This window comes from Streptomyces sp. NPDC028907, from assembly GCF_055564995.1.
In genome coordinates this window covers 23,998-43,743 of the sequence record NZ_JBVHVE010000028.1, presented here as the reverse complement: position 1 = coordinate 43,743, position 19,746 = coordinate 23,998, and the positions used below count along the sequence as shown (strand labels likewise).

The window sequence follows — 19,746 nt, the reverse complement described above, 5'->3', positions numbered from 1 at the left end:
CAGGGCACGCCGGGGTCGTCCGGGCCGGCGGAGAGGGTGTTGTCCGGGCCCTTGCGGAAGGTGGTGCCGATGGGGTGGATCGGCGGCAGGTAGACGACGTCGAAGCCCATCGCCGCGATCGCGGGCAGCCGGCGCGCGGCGGTGCGGAACGTGCCGTGCGGCTGCTGTGGGGTGCCCTCCGAGCGGGGGAAGAACTCGTACCAGGAGCCGTACAACGCCCGCTCCCGCTCCACCAGCAGCGGCAGTGGATCCGACGCCGTCACCAGGTCCCGCAGCGGATACCGGCCCAGCACCGCGTCGACCTCGGGCGTCAGCGCGGCGGCCAACCGCCAGGCGGCGGGGCGGTTCTCGTCCCGCAGGGCCTCGACGGCCGTGAGGATCACGGACCGCCCCTCGCTCTCGGGCACGTCGGCGGCCGCACGCTCGTACAGGCGCGCGCCCTCCTCCAGGACCAGCTCCGTGTCCATACCGGCCGGGATCTTGATCTGGGCGTGGTGCCGCCAGGTGGTGACCGGGTCGCCCCAGGCCTCCACCCGGTAGGTCCAGTGCCCGGGCTCGCCGACGGTGACGGTGGCGCCCCAGCGGTCGGTGCCGGGGGCGAGTTCGTGCATCGGCGTCCACGGGCCGGGGCGGCCGTCGGGGCCGGTCAGGACGACGTTGGCGGCGACGGCGTCGTGTCCCTCGCGGAACACGGTCGCCGAGACCTCGAAGCTCTCGCCGGTCACCGCCTTCGCGGGCCTGCGGCCGTGCTGGACGACCGGACGGACGTCGAGGACGGGTATGCGTCCGACGCCGCCGGCCGTGTCGCTCGCGGAGGGGCGCTCCGGGGCCGGTGGTCCGGGGTCGGCGGTGACGGCGCGGGGGGCCGTGCGGGCCGGGGGCGCCGCGGCGCGTGACGTCGGGGGTGAGGACGACTGGTGGTGCATGGCGGGCATGACCGCTCCTGTCCGCGTCAACTTGGGTGGGCGGATGGCTGTGGGGAGGTGGGTCCTGCGGGGCGTTCCGAGTGCGCCGGGGGGCGCACGGGTGGGGTGTACCGGGGGAGCCTTCCCACCCTATTCGGGTACGCAATCCGGCACTTTGTTAACTACTCACGCGTATGTCTACACACAAGACCGGCCCCGTTCCGCAGGAACGGGGCCGGTGACCGCAGTTGGCCGATAACCAGCCGCTATGAGCCCGGTACCCGCAGGAGTTTGTTCGGCGAACCGAGCCCGCGCCCGGAGACCTTGCCGGACCCGGCTCGGGCCACCAGTGCCTTGGAGACCTGTGCGGGCCACGCCTTCGGGTGGTCCGCCAGATAGAGCGCGGCCACACCCGCGGCGTGCGGCGACGCCATCGACGTACCGGAGTAGGTCGCCCTGCCGGTGTCGTTCGCGTACGACGCGGAGGTGATCGACACGCCCGGGGCGAACAGGTCCAGGACCGGGCCGAAGTTGGAGAAGCCGGCCCGCGCGTCCTTCTTGTCGGTGGCGCCCACGGTGATGGCCTCCTTCACCGCCGCGGGGGAGTACAGGCCGGCCGGCAGCCCGTCGTTGCCCGCCGCGACCGTGTAGGTGACGCCGGACGCGATGGAGTTGCGCACGGCGGCGTCCAGCTGCGCGTTGCGGTAGCCGCCGAGACTGACGTTGGCGACCGCCGGTTTCTTCGCGTGCCTGGTCACCCAGTCGATGCCCGCGATGACCTGTGCGGTGGTGCCGCCGCCGGCGTTGTCGAGGACGCGTACGGCGACGACCTCGGCGTTCTTGGCGACGCCGTACCGCTTGCCCGCGATGGTGCCGGCGACATGGGTGCCGTGACCGTTGCCGTCGCTCGCGGTCCGGTCGTCCCCGACGAAGTCCCAGCCGTAGCTCGCCCGGCCGCCGAAGTCCTTGTGCGAGATGCGGATGCCGGTGTCGATCACGTACACCGTCACTCCGGCGCCCGCGGACTCCGGCCAGGTGTAGCTCCGGTCCAGGGGCAGGTCGGCCTGGTCGATGCGGTCGAGGCCCCAGGACGGCGGGTTCTTCTGGTTGTGCTCCAGGGTCACCCGGGTGTCCTGGACGACCGAGGCGACCCGGGAGTCCGCTGCCAGCCGCTTGGCCTGTCTCTCGTTGGCCCGGACGGCGTAGCCGTTGAGGACCGTTCCGTAGGTGTGGCTTATTTTCGCCCCGTACTTGTCGGCGAGGCTCTTTCCGGCCGCCGACGGAGCCTTCGTTCCCCCCTTGAGTGTCACCAGGTAACTGCCGCTGACGGAGCCGGGTTCACCGGCGCCGAGTATCCGCCCCTCCGGTGCGGCGTGCGCGGGCATGGTGCTGGCCGAGAGCGCGGCGACGCAGGTCACCGCGGTCAGGCCACCAGCCCGGCGCAGACGCCGTATTCGCGTCCGTGCCATGGTGTGAGTTCCCCTCCTCAACTCGGCGCACGGCGGCCCTGGAGCACGGGGTGCACCCCGCCTGGACCGGTGCGCCACCAGCCACCCTCTCGTGAGGTGAGAAGTCGCCACAAGGACGCCTACGGGGGCGGAATCGGCCATATCGGCCATGCGGGATGTGTGGGGGGCGTGTGAAGGTTGCGGCGCTTTTCGGACGGACTTCGCCTTTCGCCACTGCCAGACACCCCTAAAACGCACGGTGGTTACGAAGCCCCGCATACCGATACCGTCGGGGACGATGACGGGACGCACACCGCCGTGTGTCCCCTGCCGCGCGCTGCCCGAGGGGGAACCGTGAAGGCGATCCGTCGATTCACCGTCCGTCCAGTCCTCCCCGCACCCCTCCGGCCGCTCAGCGATCTCGCACGCAATCTGCGCTGGTCCTGGCACACGGAGACCCGCGATCTCTTCCAGTCCGTCGACCCCGAGGGCTGGGCCGCCTCGGGCAACGACCCCGTCCGGCTGCTGGGCAGCGTGTCACCCGGGCGGCTCGCTGAGCTGGCGGAGGACCGCCGCTTCCTGCGCCGGCTGACGGCCGTGGCCGGCGACCTGGGCGACTATGTCGGCGGCACCCGCTGGTACCAGGAGCAGTCCGCCGAACTCCCCGCCGCCGTCGCCTACTTCTCGCCCGAGTTCGGCATCACGGCCGCCCTGCCCCAGTACTCCGGCGGCCTCGGCATCCTCGCCGGCGACCACCTCAAGGCGGCCAGCGACCTCGGCGTACCGCTCATCGGGGTCGGGCTGCTGTACCGGCACGGCTACTTCCGCCAGACCCTGTCCCGCGACGGCTGGCAGCAGGAGCACTACCCGGTCCTGGACCCCAACGAGCTGCCGCTCGCCCTCCTGAAGGAACCCGACGGCACCCCCGCCCAGGTCTCCCTCGCCCTGCCCGGCGGCAGGTCGCTGCACGCCCGCGTCTGGCTCGCCCAGGTCGGCCGCGTCCCGCTGCTGATGCTCGACTCGGACGTCGAGGAGAACGACCTCGGCGAGCGCGGGGTGACCGACCGGCTCTACGGCGGCGGCAGCGAGCACCGGCTGCTCCAGGAGATGCTGCTGGGCATAGGGGGTGTGCGGGCGGTCCGGACGTACTGCCGGCTGACCGGCCACCCCGAACCCGAGGTCTTCCACACCAACGAGGGCCATGCCGGCTTCCTCGGCCTGGAGCGCATCGCCGAGCTGTGCGCCGAGGGGCTGGACTTCGACTCGGCACTGGAGGCCGTCCGGGCCGGCACCGTCTTCACCACCCACACGCCCGTCCCGGCCGGCATCGACCGCTTCGACCGCGAGCTGGTCGCCCACCACTTCGGGCCCGCCGCCGAACTCCCGACCATCGAGGTCGGCCGCATCCTCCAGCTCGGCATGGAGACCTACCCCGGCGGCGAACCGAACCTCTTCAACATGGCCGTCATGGGCCTGCGCCTCGGCCAGCGCGCCAACGGTGTCTCCCTCCTGCACGGCAACGTCAGCCGTGAGATGTTCTCCGGACTCTGGCCGGGATTCGACCCCGACGAGGTCCCCATCACCTCGGTCACCAACGGCGTCCACGCCCCGACCTGGGTCGCCCCCGAGGTCTTCCGTCTCGGCGCCCGGCAGATCGGCGTGCAGCGCACCGAGGACGCCATGACCGTCGGCGGCTCGGACCGCTGGGACGCCGTCGCGGAGATCCCCGACCAGGACATCTGGGAGCTGCGCCGGAACCTGCGCGAACAGCTGGTGACGGAGGTACGGCGGCGTCTGCACACCTCCTGGCGGCAACGCGGCGCCGGGACGGCCGAGTTGGGCTGGACCGACGGCGTCCTGGACCCCGACGTCCTGACGATCGGATTCGCGCGCCGCGTCCCGTCGTACAAACGACTGACGCTGATGCTCCGCGACCGCGACCGCCTCATGGACCTGCTCCTGCACCCGGAGCGGCCGATCCAGATCGTGGTGGCGGGCAAGGCGCATCCGGCGGACGACGGCGGGAAGCGGCTGGTGCAGGAACTGGTGCGGTTCGCGGACGACCCGCGCGTGCGGCACCGCATCGTCTTCCTGCCGGACTACGGCATGGCGATGGCCCAGAAGCTGTACCCGGGCTGCGACATCTGGCTGAACAACCCCCTGCGCCCCCTGGAGGCCTGCGGCACCTCCGGCATGAAGGCGGCCCTCAACGGCTGCCTCAACCTGTCCGTCCTGGACGGCTGGTGGGACGAGTGGTTCCAGCCGGACTTCGGCTGGGCGATCCCCACGGCGGACGGCACCGGCACCGACCCCGACCACCGCGACGACATAGAGGCGGCGGCGCTCTACGACCTGCTGGAACAGCGCGTCACCCCCCGCTTCTACGAACGGGGCCAGGACGGCCTGCCGGACCGCTGGATCGAGATGGTCCGCCAGACCCTCACCCTGCTCGGCCCGAAGGTCCTCGCGGGCAGGATGGTCCGCGAGTACGTGGAGCGCCTCTACACGCCGGCCGCGCACGCCCATCGCGCGATGACGCCGGACGCGGCGCGTGAGCTGGCGGGCTGGAAGGCGCGGGTGCGCTCGGCCTGGCACGGCGTCACCGTCGACCACGTCGAGACGACGACGGCGACCCCCACCGCGGAACTCGGCTCCACCCTCGGCCTCCGCGTCCGCGTGGGGCTGGGCGACCTCGGCCCGGACGACGTGGAGGTCCAGGCGGTCTCGGGCCGCGTCGACTCGCAGGACCGCATCGCGGACGCCTCGACGGTCCCGCTGAAGCCGGTCGGCAACCCGGACACCGAGGGCCGTTGGCTCTACGAGGGCCCCCTGTCCCTGGACCGCACCGGACCGTACGGCTACACGGTCCGCATCCTTCCGGCCCATCGGCTGCTGGCGTCGGGTGCGGAGCTGGGGCTGGTGGCGGTGCCTGCGGAGGACCTGGGGGAGGGGGCGGGGGTGCTGCTGCGGTAGCCGGGTCCGGCAAAGTCAGTCCTCGGCGGCGTCCTCGCACAGCCTGCGCAGTATCGCCCCGCACCGTCGCGCATACGCGTGCTGCAGGCCGCGGGTCGCCGGGCCGCCCGCTCGGGCGTACCACTTGGCGCCGCGGCTGAAGGCGCGCACGGTCAGCCAGACCGTGCCGTCGCCCGTGCGCTCCACCAGGAAGGCCTCCTCGCCGCACTCGGGATGGCCGAAGAGCGTGCCGTACGCCCAGCCGACGCGGCGGTGCTCCTGTGCCGTCCAGACCACCCGGCACGGGGCCTTGATCAGGCCCGCGAGGGTGACGGTGACGTCGACGTCGGGGGCCGCGCGGTCGGACGTCGCGTCGATGCCGACGCCCATCGCGCGGTGCATCTCCCAGGTCATCACCGCCTCGGCGGCTCTGCGGAAGACGCCCTCGCCCTCGCCGATGCGGGTGCGCACGTGCAGGGGGTGGAAGCCGGGCGGGCAGAAGCCGTTCTCCCGGGTCGCGCCGACGGCGTCGTACGTGAAGGACATGGGTCCCAAGAGTAAGGCGGCACCCGGGAATGCCTTCGTCCCGGGTGCCGCCCCTTCAACCGGACCCGCGTCAGCTGACGTTGACGCCGGACCAGGCCGCCGCGACGGCCTTGTACTCCGTGCTGCCGGTGCCGCCGTACAGGGCGGACGCCGCGTTCAGGGTCGCCGTACGGGCGGCCTTGTAGTTGGTCGTCGACGTCATGTACTCGGTCAGCGCCTTGTACCAGATGGCGGCGGCCTTGGCGCGGCCGATGCCGGTGACGGTCGAGCCGTTGGACGTCGGGGAGTTGTAGCTCACCCCGTTGATCGTCTTGGCGCCGCTGCCCTCCGACAGGAGGTAGAAGAAGTGGTTCGCGGGGCCGGACGAGTAGTGGACGTCCATGCCGCCGAGCGACGACGACCAGTTGTCGGCCGACGAGCCGTCCTTGCTGGGCTTGTCCATGTAGCGCAGCGGGGTGCCGTCGCCGTTGATGTCGATCTCCTCGCCGATGAGGTAGTCACCGACGTCGGAGGGGTTGTCCGCGTAGAACTCGACCGCCGTACCGAAGATGTCGGAGGTGGCCTCGTTCAGGCCGCCGGACTCGCCCGAGTAGTTCAGGCCCGCGGTGTTGGAGGTGACGCCGTGGGTCATCTCGTGGCCGGCCACGTCCAGCGAGGTCAGGGGGTTGGTGTTGCCCTCGCCGTCGCCGTACGTCATGCAGAAGCAGCTGTCGTCCCAGAAGGCGTTGACGTAGGCGTTGCCGTAGTGGACGCGGGAGTAGGCGGCCTTGCCGTCGTTCTTGATGCCGCTGCGGCCGAAGGTGTCCTTGTAGTAGTCCCAGGTCTCCTGCGCGCCGTAGGCCGCGTCGACGGCGGCGGTCTGGTCGCTGGAGGAGCTGGAGGCCGTGCCGGTGCCCCAGGTGTCGTCCGCGTCCGTGAACAGCGTTCCGGCTGAGGAACTGGTGCTGCGGGCCTTGTTGTACGTCTTGTGGCCGCCGCGGGTGGCGTCGGTGAGGCTGTACGTCGAGCCCGACTTGGTGGTGCCGAGGGTGACCGTGCCCGAGTAGAGGCTCTTGCCGGTGCCGGTCTCGATGCCCTGGTACTCGTAGAGCTTCTTGCCGGTGGCCGCGTCGGTGATGACGTGCAGCTCGTTCGGGGTGCCGTCCTCCTGGAGGCCGCCGACGACCGTCTCGTAGGCGAGGGTCGGCCTGCCGTTCGCGGCCCAGATCACCTTGCGGGGCGCCTGGTCCGCCGCGGTCTTCTCGGAGCCGGCCGCCTTGGCCAGCTTCACGGCCTGGCCCTCGGCCTTGTCCGCGGTGATCGTCGGCTTGAGCGAGGCGACCTCGATGGTGGCCTTCGTCGCCTTGGTGACGCCCTTTCTCGCGCCGGACGCCGACTCGTGCACGACCAGGTCGCCGCCGAGGACGGGCAGGCCCGCGTAGGTGCGCTCGTAGCGGGTGTGGACGGTGCCGTCGGCGTCCTTGACGACGTCCTTGACGACCAGCTTCTCCTGGGCGCCGAGGCCTATCGCGTCGGCGGTCTCGGCGGCCTCGGCCTGCTGGTCCTGGATGAGGGCGGTGCGGGCCGCGGGGGCCAGCGCGACCGGGACGGCGAGCGGGGCGGCCCTGCCGCCGGCGTCCGCGGGGGCCGCGGCCGAAGTGCCGGTGCTCAGACCGGTGGTGAGCAGGGCTCCGGCCGCCACTGCGGTGGCGATGGCCAGGGTGGTCCGCTTGTGACGCGCGTAGAGGGGGGTCACACGAGCTCCTTTTGTGGGGGAAGTGCTGTGGTGCTTGTGCGGCGGGTGCAAGGAGAGTGACACCTAGGGCGCGTACATGTCAGGAGGGTGCGGTGATGTTGGCCAAAACTTGACTGTCCGGTAAATGTTTCAGAAATGTGAACGGGCGCCGTCCCGGCGGGAGTTGAACCCACCGAGACGGCGCCCTGTCAGGGGCGGACCGCGACGGGCCTACGGGAAGGTGAGCTTCCAGCTGTTGATGTAGCCGGTGTCGATGGCCGCGTTGTCCTGGACCCGCAACTGCCACACGCCGTTGGCGGCTTCGGAGGACGCGTTCACCGTGTACGTGGTGTTCAGGTTGTCCGCGCTGCCACCGGTCCCGTACGCCTTCAGCGTGTACGCCGTGCCGTCGGGGGCGACCAGGTCCACCTTGAGGTCACCGATGTAGGTGTGGACGATGTCCACCGCGACCTGGAGGTTGGACGGCGCGTTGCCGGTCCGCCCGGAGACGGTGATCGGCGAGGTGACCGCCGCGCCCCGGTCCGGGATCGCCACGTCGGTTCCGCTCTCGAAGGACGTACCGCCACCGCCGCCCCCGTCGGGGCGCGCGCCCACGTTGACGCCCGCCCAGGCGTGCTGGACCGCCTTGTACTCGGCGCTCGTGGTGCCGTACAGCTCGCCGGTCGCCGCGAGGGTGCCGGTGCGGGCGCCCGCGTAGTTGGTGGTGGACGTGAACTTGGTGGTCAGCGCGCGGAACCAGATCTTCTCGGCCTTGTCCCGGCCGATGCCGGTGACCGGAAGGCCGTCCGAGGTGGGCGAGTTGTAGGTGACACCGTTGATGGTCTTGGTGCCGCTGCCCTCGCTCAGCAGGTAGAAGAAGTGGTTGGCCGGGCCCGACGAGTAGTGCACGTCGATCGAGCCGATGCCCGAGTACCAGGCGTCCTTCGACGCGCCGTCCTGGCTCGGCCGGTCCATGTAGCGCAGCGGGGTGCCGTCGCCGTTGATGTCGATCTCCTCGCCGATGAGGTAGTCACCGACGTCGGAGGAGTTGTTGGCGAAGAACTCGACGGTCGAACCGAAGATGTCGGAGGTCGCCTCGTTCAGGCCGCCGGACTCGCCGGAGTAGTTGAGGCCCGCGGTGTTCGAGGTGAGCCCGTGGGTCATCTCGTGCGCGGCCACGTCGATCGACGTCAGCGGGTTGGCGTTGCCCGATCCGTCGCCGTACGTCATGCAGAAGCAGCTGTCGGACCAGAACGCGTTGACGTAGTTGTTGCCGTAGTGGACCCGGGAGTACGCGCCGACGCCGTCGCCGCGGATACCCGAACGGCCGTGCACGTTCTTGTAGTAGTCCCAGGTCAGCGCGGCACCGTAGTGCGCGTCGGCGCCCGCTGACTCCAGGTTGGACGGGCTGCCGTTGCCCCAGATGTCGTCGGCTCCGGAGAACAGGGTGCCGGTGCCGGAGGTGCCGCGGTTCAGGTTGTACGTCTTGTGGTTGCCGCGCGCGCCGTCCGTGAGGTTGTACGTCGAACCGGACTGCGTGGTCGTGAGGTTGACCGTGCCCGAGTACACCGTGTTGCCGGTGCCGGTCTCGATCGCCTCCCACTCGTACAGCTTCTCGCCGGTGGTGGCGTCGGTGATGACGTGCAGTTCCTGCGGGGTGCCGTCGTGCTGGAAGCCGCCGACGACCGTCTCGAACGCCACGGTCGGCGTGCCGTTCGCGGCCCAGATCACCTTGCGGGGCGCCCGGTTGACGTCGGGGCTCTTGGCGTCCTCCGCCTTCGCCGCGGCCAGCGCCTGCTTCTCGGCCTTGGCGGCGGGGACGGCCGCGGTCGTGGTCGCCGGCTTGATGGCGGCGCGGGTCGCCTTCTCGACGTCCTTGGTGGCGCCGGCCTTCGTGGTCTCGACGACCAGGTCGCCGCCGAGGACGGGCAGACCGTCGTACGTCCGCTCGTAGCGGGTGTGGACCGTGCCGTTGCCGTCCTTGACCACGTCACGGACGACCAGCTTCTCCTTGGCGCCGAGGCCCAGGTCCTTGGCGGTGTCCGCCTTCGTGGCGTTGGCCTCGCGTATCAGCGCGGCGCGCTGGGCGGGGGACAGCTTGACGGACTCGGCGCCCGGTATGACCTTGCCCGCGGCCGACGGTGCCTTCTCCGGGGCTGCGGTGGCGGCGCCCGACTGGACGGCCGCGGCGATCAGGGCGGAGACGCCGACGAGGGCCACGGCCGCGGCCCTGCGGTGCGTCGAGTGGGGGGTGCGTCTGTGGGAGGAACTGTCTCTCAACACTGACTCCTTCTGCGCGGCCGCGGATCACGCGGCCAGGGGAGACCGGCCGGCGGGTGGGCCGTCCGGGCGATACGTGGTGGTACGCAGAACGACGTGCGCGTGCGGGAACGGACGTGCGCGTGCGGGAGTACAGCCGCGGGCACCGCCGTGTGACGGTGTTGTGGGGTTGCTGTGTCGCGGCCGTGGGAAGAGTGGCAGGTGACTGCGGTTTCTGTCAGGACCGCGTCAGAAAGTTGGCCGGAAATCGTTCGTTGTCCGGGAGTTCACGTTCGATAAACGGACCGGACAGACGAGACGAGACGGGCCGGCGGCGACTCAGTCGTCGATACGGGCGAGATCCCGCAGCCACGCGGCCGCGTTGCCGTCCGACGGCGCGCGCCAGTCGCCGCGCGGGGAGAGCGAACCGCCCGCCGAGACCTTCGGGCCGTTCGGCATGGCGGACCGCTTGAACTGTGCGAACGCGAAGAAGCGACGGCAGAAGACCTCCAGCCAGCGCCGGATCTCCGCCAGGTCGTACGCCACCCGCTTGGCCTCCGGGAAGCCGGGCGGCCAGGCGCCGGCCTCCGGGTCGTGCCAGGCGTGCCAGGCCAGGAAGGCGACCTTCGACGGCCGGAAGCCGTACCGCAGCACCTGGAAGAGCGTGAAGTCGTGCAGCGCGTACGGGCCGATCTTCGACTCCGTCGACTGCATCTCCTCGCCCGGCACCAGCTCCGGGCTGATCTCGGTGTCGAGGATCGCGGCCAGCGTCTTGCCGGTCTCCTCGTCGAACTGCCCGCTGCCGATGACCCAGCGGATCAGATGCTGGATCAGCGTCTTCGGCACACCGGAGTTGACGTTGTAGTGGCTCATCTGGTCGCCCACGCCGTACGTGGACCAGCCCAGCGCCAGCTCCGACAGGTCACCGGTGCCCAGCACGATGCCACCGCGCTGGTTGGCGAGCCGGAACAGGTAGTCGGTGCGCAGCCCCGCCTGCACGTTCTCGAAGGTGACGTCGTACACCGGCTCACCGGACGCGAACGGGTGGCCCATCTCCTGCAGCATCAGCCGCGCGGTCGGTGTGATGTCCAGCTCGGCCGCGGTCACGCCGAGCGAGTTCATCAGCTTGTGGGCGTTGTCCTTGGTGTGGTCGCTGGTCGCGAAGCCCGGCAGGGTGAACGCGAGGATGTCGCTGCGCGGCCGGCCCGCGCGGTCCATCGCCCGGGCGGCCACGATCAGCGCGTGCGTCGAGTCCAGCCCGCCGGACACCCCGATGACGACCTTCGGGCCGCCGATCGCGCCCAGCCGCTGCTGGAGACCCGCGACCTGGATGTTGTACGCCTCGTAGCAGTCCAGGGCGAGCCGGTCGGCGTCGGCCGGCACGAACGGGAAGCGCTCGACCCGGCGCTGGAGCCCGAGGTCGGTCGTCGGCGGGTCGAGCCGGAACGTGACGCGCCGGAAGTCACCCGTGCGGGCCGCGTGGGTACGCCGGTTGTCGTCGAACGTGCCCATCCGGTGCCGCTCCTGCCGCAGCAGGTCCAGGTCGACGTCCGCGACCGCGTACTGGTCGTCGAGCGGGAAGCGGTCCGACTCGGCGAGCAGGACGCCGTTCTCGTAGATCATGGTCTGGCCGTCCCACGACAGGTCCGTGGTCGACTCGCCCAGACCGGCCGCCGAGTAGACGTACGCCGCCAGACAGCGCGAGGACGCCGCCCGGCACAGCAGCCGACGGTCCTCCGCCCGGCCGACCGTGATCGGGCTGCCGGAGAGGTTGGCGAGCACGGTCGCCCCGGCCAGCGCGGCCTCCGCGCTCGGCGGCACCGGCACCCACATGTCCTCGCAGATCTCCGCGTGCAGCACCAGCCCCGCCACGTCCTCCGCCGCGAAGAGCAGGTCGGTCCCGAACGGCACCTCCTCGCCGCCGACCCGGATCGTCCCGCCGCGCTCGTCGTCACCCGAAGCGATCTGCCGCTGCTCGTAGAACTCGCGGTAGTTCGGCGGGTACGACTTCGGCGCCACGCCGAGGATCCGGCCGCGGTGCACGATCACCGCGCAGTTGTAGATCCGGTGGCGATGGCGCAGCGGGGCGCCGACGACCAGCACGGGCAGCAGCTCCGCCGACCCGGCGACGACCGTGCCGAGCGCCTCCTCGACCTCGTCGAGCACCGCGTCCTGGAGCAGCAGGTCCTCGATCGAGTAGCCGGTCAGGCCCAGCTCGGGGAAGACGGCGACGGCCACGCCGTCCCGCGCGCACGCGCGGGCCTGCCGCAGCACCGCCTCCGCGTTGGCCCGCGGATCGGCGATGACGGTGTGGCCCGTGCACGCGGCGACGCGGGCGAAGCCGTGCTGGTAGATCGACCAGAAGTTCAATGGACTGCGGCTTTCTGCTGTGGCGTTCTGCTGTGCGTTCTTCGGCGGGTCAGCGATCTCCTACGCCTTCGAGCATAGATCTCCTGCTCAGGCGGGCCGCTCCCCGTGCCAGGACCGCCACAGCGCCGCGTACGCCCCGCCGGCCGCGACCAGCTCGTCATGGGTGCCGAGCTCGGTGAGCAGACCGCTCTCCATCACCGCCACCCGGTCGGCGTCGTGCGCGGTGTGCAGCCGGTGCGCGATGGCGATGACCGTACGGCCCTGAAGTACGGCCGCCAGGGCACGCTCGGTGTGCCGGGCGGTCGTCGGGTCGAGCAGCGCCGTCGCCTCGTCGAGGATCAGGGTGTGCGGGTCGGCCAGCACCACGCGGGCGAGGGCCAGCTGCTGGGCCTGCGAGCCGTCAGTGCCGTGGCCCCCGTCGCCCAGCGCCGTGGCGAGGCCGTCGGGCAGCCGGCGCACCCAGCCGTCGGCGCCGACCGCCGTGAGCGCGGCCCACAACTGCTCGTCCGTGGCGGACGGCTCGGCGATCCGCAGGTTGTCGCGGACCGTGCCGAGGAAGACGTGGTGCTCCTGCGTCACCAGGACGACCTGGCGGCGCAGCTGCTCCGGGCCGAGCGCGACGACCGGGACGCCGCCGACCGTCACGGAGCCCGCGGTGGGCGCGTCCACGCCCGCCAGCAGCCTGCTCAGGGTGGTCTTGCCGGCACCGGACGGGCCGACCACGGCGAGGCGTTCGCCCGGTCGGACGGTCAGGTCGACGCCGCCGAGGACCTCGCCGCCGCGGTCGTAGGCGTAGCGGACGCCGGTCACCTCGATCAGGTCGTCCGCCGGGGTGGGGGAGTCGGCGTCGGTGGCTCTCGGGGCGCCTGCCAGGCCCTCCACGCGGGCGAAGGAGGCGCCGCTGCTCTGGAGTTGCTCGACGCGCATCAGGATCTCGTCCAGCGGACCCACCATCTGCTGGAGATACAGCGCGGCCGCGACCACCGTGCCCAGGCTGATCGTGCCCCGCGCGTGCAGCGCCCCGCCGACGAGCAGGACCGTCGCCACGGGCACGAGATAGGCGATCTCGACCGAGGGGAAGAACACCGAGCGCAGGAAGAGCGTGTGCAGCCGGGTCCGGCGGGACGTCTCCAACGCGTCCCGGCTCGCCGCCACCCGCCGCCGCTCCAGCCGCAGCGCCTCCACCGTGCGCGCGCCGGACGCGGTCGCCGCGAGGATCTCCGCGACGTCCGAGGTGGCCGAGCCCTCGGCGAGATAGCCGGTGCGGGCGCGGCGCAGATACCAGCGCAGCACCGGCCACAGACCGGCCAGGCCGAGCAGACCGCAGGCGCCGAGCAGGGGGTCCAGCACGAAGACGGCGCCCAGCAGGAACAGGACCTGTACGGAGTTGATGAGCAGCTCCGGCCCGGCGTCGCGCAGGGTGGTGCCGACGGCCGCCACATCGGCGGTGCCGCGTGCGGTGAGGTCCCCGGTGCCGGCCCGTTCCACCACCGACGCGGGCAGGGCGAGGGTGCGGTCGACGAACTCCTCGCGGACGCGGGCGAGGGTGCGTTCGCCGAAGCGGTGGCCGACGTAGCGGGCCCAGCGGGCCAGCAACAGCTGGGCTGTTGCCGCTATCAGGATCGCCAGGGCGAGTTTGTCGACGGACGTCACGTCTGCGCCGCGCTTGACTTCGTCGATGATGCGGCCCACCAGGTAGGGGCCGGCGAGGCCGGTCAGGGCTGCGAGGGCGTTGAGGGCGAGGACGGCTGTGAAGGACTTGGCGTCGGCCTGGATGAGGCGGGTGGTGGCTTTGCGGACGTCTTTGGGGGCGGCGATGGGGAGGGCTGTGCGGGAGAGGGGGCGGGGGTCGGGGTCGCGTGCCGGGTGCGGGCGCGTCGTGGCTTGTCGCGCCCCGCGGCGGAGCCGCTTATTGGCACAGCCCCGCGCCCCTTTGGGGTGTTTGGCCTCCGTCACTTGGCAAGCTCCTCGGCGTCTTCGTCCCTGGCCACCAGGGCTCGGTAGCCCGGCTCGGCGTCAAGCAACTCGCGATGGGTCCCCGTTGCCGTCACCTTGCCGTCGACCAAGTAGTGGACCGTGTCCGCTCGGTCCAGGACCAGGGGGGACGTCGTCGTCACCAGCGTCGTGCGGCCCCGTCGCGTCGTGTGCAGGCGGTCGGCCACGCGGGCCTCGGTGTGGGCGTCCAGGGCCGAGGTCGGTTCGATCGCCAGCAGGATCTCGGGATCGGCCAGCAGGGCGCGGACCAGGCGGACGCGTTGGCGTTGGCCGCCGGAGAGGTTGCGGGCCTGGGCGTCGATCGGCGTGTCGAGGCCGTCGGGCAGGCCCCGGACGATGTCCTCGGCGACCGCGGTGCGCACGGCCTCCGCGATCGTCGCCTCGTCGCGCTCCGTGGGGCCGCAGACCAGTTGGCGCAGGGTGTCCGCGAACAGGTCGGCCTCGTGGTCGGCGACCAGGATGTGCCGTCTGAGCTGCGGCAACGCGATCTCGGACAGGGGTACTTCGCCCCAGCTCGCCGCGGACGGGGTGTAGCGGCCCAGGCGGTCGACGACGGCCACGGCGTCGGCGGGCAGTGCCCCGGCCAGCGCGGTCAGGCGGCCCGGCAGCACCCGGACCCCGGACCCGGGGTCGTACAGCACCGCAGGTTCGGCCGGGGCGTCCCGGGTGCCGGTGTCCGGCAGCGGCTCAAGGCGCAGGAACCGCACGACCCGCCGCGCCGCCACCACGCCACGGCTGACCTGGTAGCCGCACTCGATGAAGAACGCCACCGGCCCCACCAGTACCGCCACATAGCCGTACACCGACACCAACTGCCCCACGGTGATGTCCCCCTGGGCGGCCAGCCGGGCCGCGAGCCAGGTCACCACCGCCAGGAACAGCGTCGGCAGCCCCACCCCGAGCGCCTGCACCCAGCTGGTCACCGCGCCGACCCGGTACCCCTGCGCCCGCAGCCGCTGCGAGTCGCGGTGGAAGGCGTCGGCCACCAGTCCCTTGCCGCCGAGGCCGTTGAGGACGCGCAGCCCGCCCGCGAGGTCGGCGATCCGTGCGGTCAGCACGCCCTGCCGCTCCCGGTACTCCGTCTCCGTGCCCTGGAGGCGCCCCAGCAGCGGCCCGACGAGCACGCCGACCAGCGGCATCCCGAGCAGCACCACGACGGCGATCGGCACCGACACCGAGACCAGCAGCCCGGCGATCACCAGATAGGCGACGATCGCCCCGAACCCGGGGCCGACGACGGTCAGGGACTGGCTGATCGTCTGGACGTCGCCCACGCCGATCGTGACGACCTCCCCGGCCCCGATCCGGCGCGGCAGCGCGGCACCGAGGCGTACCGCGTGCCCGATCAGCACCTTGACCGTGCGGAAGTTGGCGTCCATCCGCACCCGGGTCATGGTGCGGTGCCGCATGATGCTCAGCCAGGCGTTGAACGCGCCCACCGCGAACAGCGCGCCCGTCCACCCCGCCAACGCGCCGTAGTCACCGGCCGTCAGCCCGTCGTCGACGGCACGGGACATCAGATACGGCGTCGCCGCCAGCAGCACCATCCACACACTGGAGATCAGCGCCCCGACCACGGACCGCGTCGCCTGGCGCATGACGAGCCACCACAGATACCGCCAACCTCCCCGGCAGTCGGGCTCGCCCGGATCCTCGTACGCGTCGATCACCTGTTGTCCCCCCGGAAGGTCACGCCAGACTGTCCCGCCACGCCCGGTGCAGATCCGCGAACCTGCCCGTCCCCGCGATGAGTTCGGCGGGCGTGCCGTCCTCGACGATCTTCCCGTGCTCCATGACCAGTACGCGGTCCGCGATCTCGACCGTGGACAGCCGGTGGGCGATGACGACCGCCGTACGCCCGTGCAGGACCGTCGACATCGCGCGCTGCACGGCCCGTTCGCCGGGGATGTCGAGGGAGCTGGTCGCCTCGTCGAGGATCAGGACCGCCGGGTCGGCGAGCAACGCCCGGGCGAAGGCGACGAGTTGACGCTGACCGGCGGAGATACGGCCGCCTCGCTTGCGTACGTCGGTGTCGTAGCCCTCGGGCAGGGAGCTGATGAAATCATGCGCGCCGATGGCCTTCGCGGCCTGCTCGATCTCCTCGCGGGTGGCGTCGGGCCGGCCGATCGCGATGTTCTCGGCGACCGTGCCGGAGAACAGGAACGCCTCCTGCGTCACCATCACCACCCCGCGCCGCAGCTCGGGCACGGCCAGCTCGCGCAGGTCGACGCCGTCGAGGAGGACCCGGCCGTCGGAGGGGTCGTAGAACCGGGCGAGCAGCTTGGCCAGCGTCGACTTGCCCGCGCCGGTGGAGCCGACGACCGCGACCGTCTGCCCGGCCGGCATCGTGAGGTCGAAGCGGGGCAGCACCTCGCCGCCGGTGCGGTAGCCGAACCGGACGCCGTCGAAGACGACCTCGCGGCCGGGGTGCTCGGACGCGCGTGCCGGGAGCTGCCTGGGCGCGGACGGCTCGGGCACGGACGGCGTCTGGGCCAGCAGCCCGGCGATCTTCTCCAGGGACGCCGCCGCCGACTGGTACGAGTTGAGGAACATGCCGAGCCGGTCGATCGGGTCGTACAGCCGCCGCAGGTACAGCACGGCCGCCGCCAGCACACCGAGGGCCAGCGTGCCGCCGGCCACCCGGTAGGCGCCCCACAGCACGATCCCCGCGACCGCGGTGTTGGCGACGAGCCGGGAGCCGACCACGTACTGGGCCATCTCCAGCAGCGCGTCGCCGTTCGTGCGCTCGTGCCGGCTGTTCAGGGTCCGGAAGTCGGCGTCGTTGGCGGCCTCGCGGCGGAAGGCGCGCACCGGGCGGATGCCGTTCATCGTCTCGACGAACTTCACGATCACGGCCGCGATGGCGGTGGACCGCAGGGTGTACACACGCGCGGCACGCCGCCGGTAGCGCCGGACCAGGAGGTACAGCGGCACCAAGGAGGCCACGGCGACCGCGCCGAGGCCCAGGTCGAGCCAGAGCAGCATCGCCGAGATGTAGACGAAGGACAGGATGACGGTGACGAGTTCCTGCAGGCCCTCGTCCAGCAGCTCGCGCAGCGACTCCACGTCGGTGGTGGAACGGGAGATCAGCCGGCCCGAGGTGTAGCGCTCGTGGAAGTCGAGGCTCAGGGCCTGGGCATGGCGGAAGATACGCCCGCGCAGGTCGAGCAGCACGTCCTGGTTGACGCGGGCCGAGAGCAGGATGAACGCGTACTGGAGGGCGCCGGACGCCAGCGCGCACAGCAGATAGCCGACGCCGACCGCGACCAGCGGCCCCAGGTCGTCGCGCCGGAACGCCGGTACGGCCGAGTCGATGGCGTACGCCACCAGCAGCGGGCCCGCCTGCACGGCCGCCTGCTGGAACAGCAGCAGGAGCGTGGTGACGGCGACGCGGGCCTTCATCGGGGCGAGCAGGGAGCGCAGCAGGGCGGAGGTGGCGCCCGGGGGAGTGGGCAGGACGTCGCGGTCGAACGGGTCGTCCGGAGTGCGGGGGTCGGCGGGGGCCGGCTGGTCCTCGCCGGGCTGGTCCTTGCCCTGTGCGGTGGCGGTGGTCGCCGTCATCGGTCGGCCTCCTCGGTCCCGGCCATGAGGTGGGCGTACTCGGCGTTCGTGCGCAGCAGTTCGTGATGGGTGCCGACGGCGGCGATACGGCCTTCGGAGAGCAGGGCGACGCGGTCCGCGAGCAGCACGGTGGAGGGTCTGTGGGCGACGATCAGGGCGGTGGTCTCCGCGAGCACGTCCCGCAGGGCGGCCTCCACCGCGGCCTCGGTGTGCACGTCCAGGGCGGACAGCGGGTCGTCGAGGACGAGGAACCTGGGCCGGCCGACGACCGCCCGCGCGAGCGCGAGGCGCTGGCGCTGGCCGCCGGAGAGGCTGAGGCCCTGCTCCCCGACCTGGGTCCCGGTGCCGTGCGGCAGGGTGTGCGCGAAACCGGCCTGCGCGACCGCGAGCGCCCGCTCCAGGTCGGGCTCTCCCGCGCCGTCCGCGGCACCCATGAGAACGTTGTCCGCGACGCTGGCCGAGAACAGGGTGGGCTCCTCGAAGGCGACCGCGACGAGTTCGCGCAGCGATTCCCTGGGCATGGCGGAGATGTCGTGGCCGTCGAGGGTGATGTGGCCGGACGTCACCTCGTGGAGGCGGGGGACGAGGGCGGTCAGGGTGGTCTTGCCGCTGCCTGTCGCGCCTACGAGGGCCATGGATTCGCCGGGGCGGATGTGCAGGTCGATGTGGTCGAGGGTGGGTGGGGAGTCTTCCGGGGCGTCGGGATAGCGGAAACGGACGTTGTGGAAGCGGAGGCCGTCGTTGTCGGCCGCGGGCTCGTGGGGGCTGGTCGCGCCCCGCGGCGGAGCCGCATGTCGACTCAGCCCCGCGCCCCTTTGGGGGGCGTCCCTTTCCGGCGTTCCATCCGGCTCCGGCGTTTCGTCCATCACCTCGAAATAGCGCTCCGTCGCCGTCGCCGCCTCCTGGCTCATCGCCAGCAGGAAGCCGATCGAGTCGACGGGCCAGCGCAGTGCGAGGGCCGTCGACAGGAAGGCCACCAGCGTGCCGGCCGACAGCTCCCCGTCCGCCACCTGGATCGAGCCCAGCACCAGCGCCGCCCCGATGGCCAGTTCCGGCAGGGTCACGATGACGCCCCAGATCGTGGCCAGCAGCCGGGCCTTGCGCAGTTCCGTGCCGCGCAGGGTCCGGGACAGCTCCCGGAACGCCCGGGCCTGACTGCGGTGCCGGCCGAAGCCCTTGACGATGCGGATCCCGAGCACGCTCTCCTCGACGACCGTCGTCAGATCGCCCACCTGGTCCTGCGCGCGACGCGCCACTGAGGCGTACCGCTTCTCGAAGACCACGCAGGTGACCATCACGGGCACGGCCGGGACGAGGATGACCAGGCCCAGGGTCCAGTCCTGGAGCAGCATGATGATCACGCCGACCAGGATCGTCACGCTGTTGACCAGCAGGAACGTCAGTGGGAACGCGAGGAACATGCGCAGCAGCATCAGATCGGTCGTGCCCCGCGACAGCAGCTGTCCCGACGCCCACCGGTCGTGGAACGCCACCGGCAGCCGCTGCAGATGCCGGTACAGATCCGCCCGCATCGACGCCTCGACACCCGCCAGCGGCCGCGCCACCAGCCACCGCCGCAGCCCGAACAGCAACGCCTCCCCGAACCCGAGCAGCAGCAGATACAGCGCGCCGAGCCACACTCCGGCCGGATCCCGGTCGGCGACGGGACCGTCGACCATCCACTTCAGGACGAGCGGGATGACCAGCGCCAGGCAGGAGGCGACGATCGCCACGGCCGCGGCGGTGAACAACCGCACCCGCACCGGCCGCACATACGGCCACAGCCGCAGCAGCGTCCGCACGGCGGAACGGTCGGTCCGGTCGGTTCGGTCAGGACTTTCCTCGGCGGTTGCACGTGTCGTCACCATCAGCAGCGAGCCTACGGATCGCCACTGACAGTGCCCACCGAGTTTTGGCCGGTCCGCCATCGGCCGCTGGACCTACGACCTGCGTGTTCGAGGGGTCGTACCGGGCCGGGCGGTGAGAGGTCGTACGG

General features: G+C 71.7%; 11 protein-coding genes. 1 reads left to right on the top strand and 10 read right to left on the bottom strand.

Features of this window, described 5'->3' with window-relative positions; all coding sequences use genetic code 11:
• On the bottom strand, positions 1 to 935 hold a 935-nt coding region (locus ACZ4UU_RS43965; RefSeq protein WP_471909066.1), incomplete at its 3' end, for a maltotransferase domain-containing protein.
• Positions 936 to 1,171: 236 nt separating this feature from the next.
• Complete coding sequence (locus ACZ4UU_RS43960; protein ID WP_471909065.1) at positions 1,172 to 2,374, bottom strand: S8 family peptidase; 1,203 nt, start codon at positions 2,372 to 2,374, stop codon at positions 1,172 to 1,174.
• A 333-nt stretch (positions 2,375 to 2,707) separates the two neighbouring features.
• On the opposite strand from ACZ4UU_RS43960, the gene ACZ4UU_RS43955 reads away from it, so the two are divergent.
• Entirely contained in the window at positions 2,708 to 5,326 is a 2,619-nt protein-coding gene (locus tag ACZ4UU_RS43955) for a glycosyltransferase family 1 protein (protein ID WP_471909064.1), read from the top strand.
• Between the two features lie 15 nt (positions 5,327 to 5,341).
• On the opposite strand, the gene ACZ4UU_RS43950 is transcribed toward ACZ4UU_RS43955, so the two are convergent.
• From ACZ4UU_RS43950 to ACZ4UU_RS43915, 8 genes are all read right to left on the bottom strand, one after another.
• The gene (locus tag ACZ4UU_RS43950) at positions 5,342 to 5,851 is read right to left on the bottom strand and encodes a DUF1990 family protein (protein ID WP_471909063.1); all 510 of its coding nucleotides are present in this window, start codon (positions 5,849 to 5,851) and stop codon (positions 5,342 to 5,344) included.
• Positions 5,852 to 5,921: 70 nt separating this feature from the next.
• Complete coding sequence (locus tag ACZ4UU_RS43945) at positions 5,922 to 7,586, bottom strand: M4 family metallopeptidase (protein WP_471909062.1); 1,665 nt, start codon at positions 7,584 to 7,586, stop codon at positions 5,922 to 5,924.
• Positions 7,587 to 7,796: 210 nt separating this feature from the next.
• Entirely contained in the window at positions 7,797 to 9,845 is a 2,049-nt protein-coding gene (locus tag ACZ4UU_RS43940) for a M4 family metallopeptidase (RefSeq protein ID WP_471909061.1), read from the bottom strand.
• Between the two features lie 318 nt (positions 9,846 to 10,163).
• The gene (locus ACZ4UU_RS43935; protein ID WP_471909060.1) at positions 10,164 to 12,194 is read right to left on the bottom strand and encodes an NAD(+) synthase; all 2,031 of its coding nucleotides are present in this window, start codon (positions 12,192 to 12,194) and stop codon (positions 10,164 to 10,166) included.
• Positions 12,195 to 12,281: 87 nt separating this feature from the next.
• On the bottom strand, positions 12,282 to 14,012 hold the full coding sequence (locus ACZ4UU_RS43930; protein ID WP_471909068.1) for an ABC transporter ATP-binding protein: 1,731 nt from the start codon (positions 14,010 to 14,012) through the stop codon (positions 12,282 to 12,284).
• 134 nt (positions 14,013 to 14,146) lie between these two features.
• The gene (locus ACZ4UU_RS43925) at positions 14,147 to 15,859 is read right to left on the bottom strand and encodes an ABC transporter ATP-binding protein (protein ID WP_471909059.1); all 1,713 of its coding nucleotides are present in this window, start codon (positions 15,857 to 15,859) and stop codon (positions 14,147 to 14,149) included.
• Positions 15,860 to 15,878: 19 nt separating this feature from the next.
• On the bottom strand, positions 15,879 to 17,750 hold the full coding sequence (locus tag ACZ4UU_RS43920; protein WP_471909058.1) for an ABC transporter ATP-binding protein: 1,872 nt from the start codon (positions 17,748 to 17,750) through the stop codon (positions 15,879 to 15,881).
• Complete coding sequence (locus ACZ4UU_RS43915) at positions 17,747 to 19,618, bottom strand: ABC transporter ATP-binding protein (protein ID WP_471909057.1); 1,872 nt, start codon at positions 19,616 to 19,618, stop codon at positions 17,747 to 17,749. The genes ACZ4UU_RS43920 and ACZ4UU_RS43915 overlap by 4 nt, the downstream gene beginning before the upstream one ends.
• Positions 19,619 to 19,746 lie beyond the last annotated feature (128 nt).

Coding starts and splice junctions, on each gene's coding strand:
- ACZ4UU_RS43915 (WP_471909057.1), bottom strand. CDS start 19,618: ATGGTGACGACACGTGCAACCGCCGAGGAAAGTCCTGACCGAACCGAC.
- ACZ4UU_RS43960 (WP_471909065.1), bottom strand. CDS start 2,374: ATGGCACGGACGCGAATACGGCGTCTGCGCCGGGCTGGTGGCCTGACC.
- ACZ4UU_RS43920 (WP_471909058.1), bottom strand. CDS start 17,750: ATGACGGCGACCACCGCCACCGCACAGGGCAAGGACCAGCCCGGCGAG.
- ACZ4UU_RS43950 (WP_471909063.1), bottom strand. CDS start 5,851: ATGTCCTTCACGTACGACGCCGTCGGCGCGACCCGGGAGAACGGCTTC.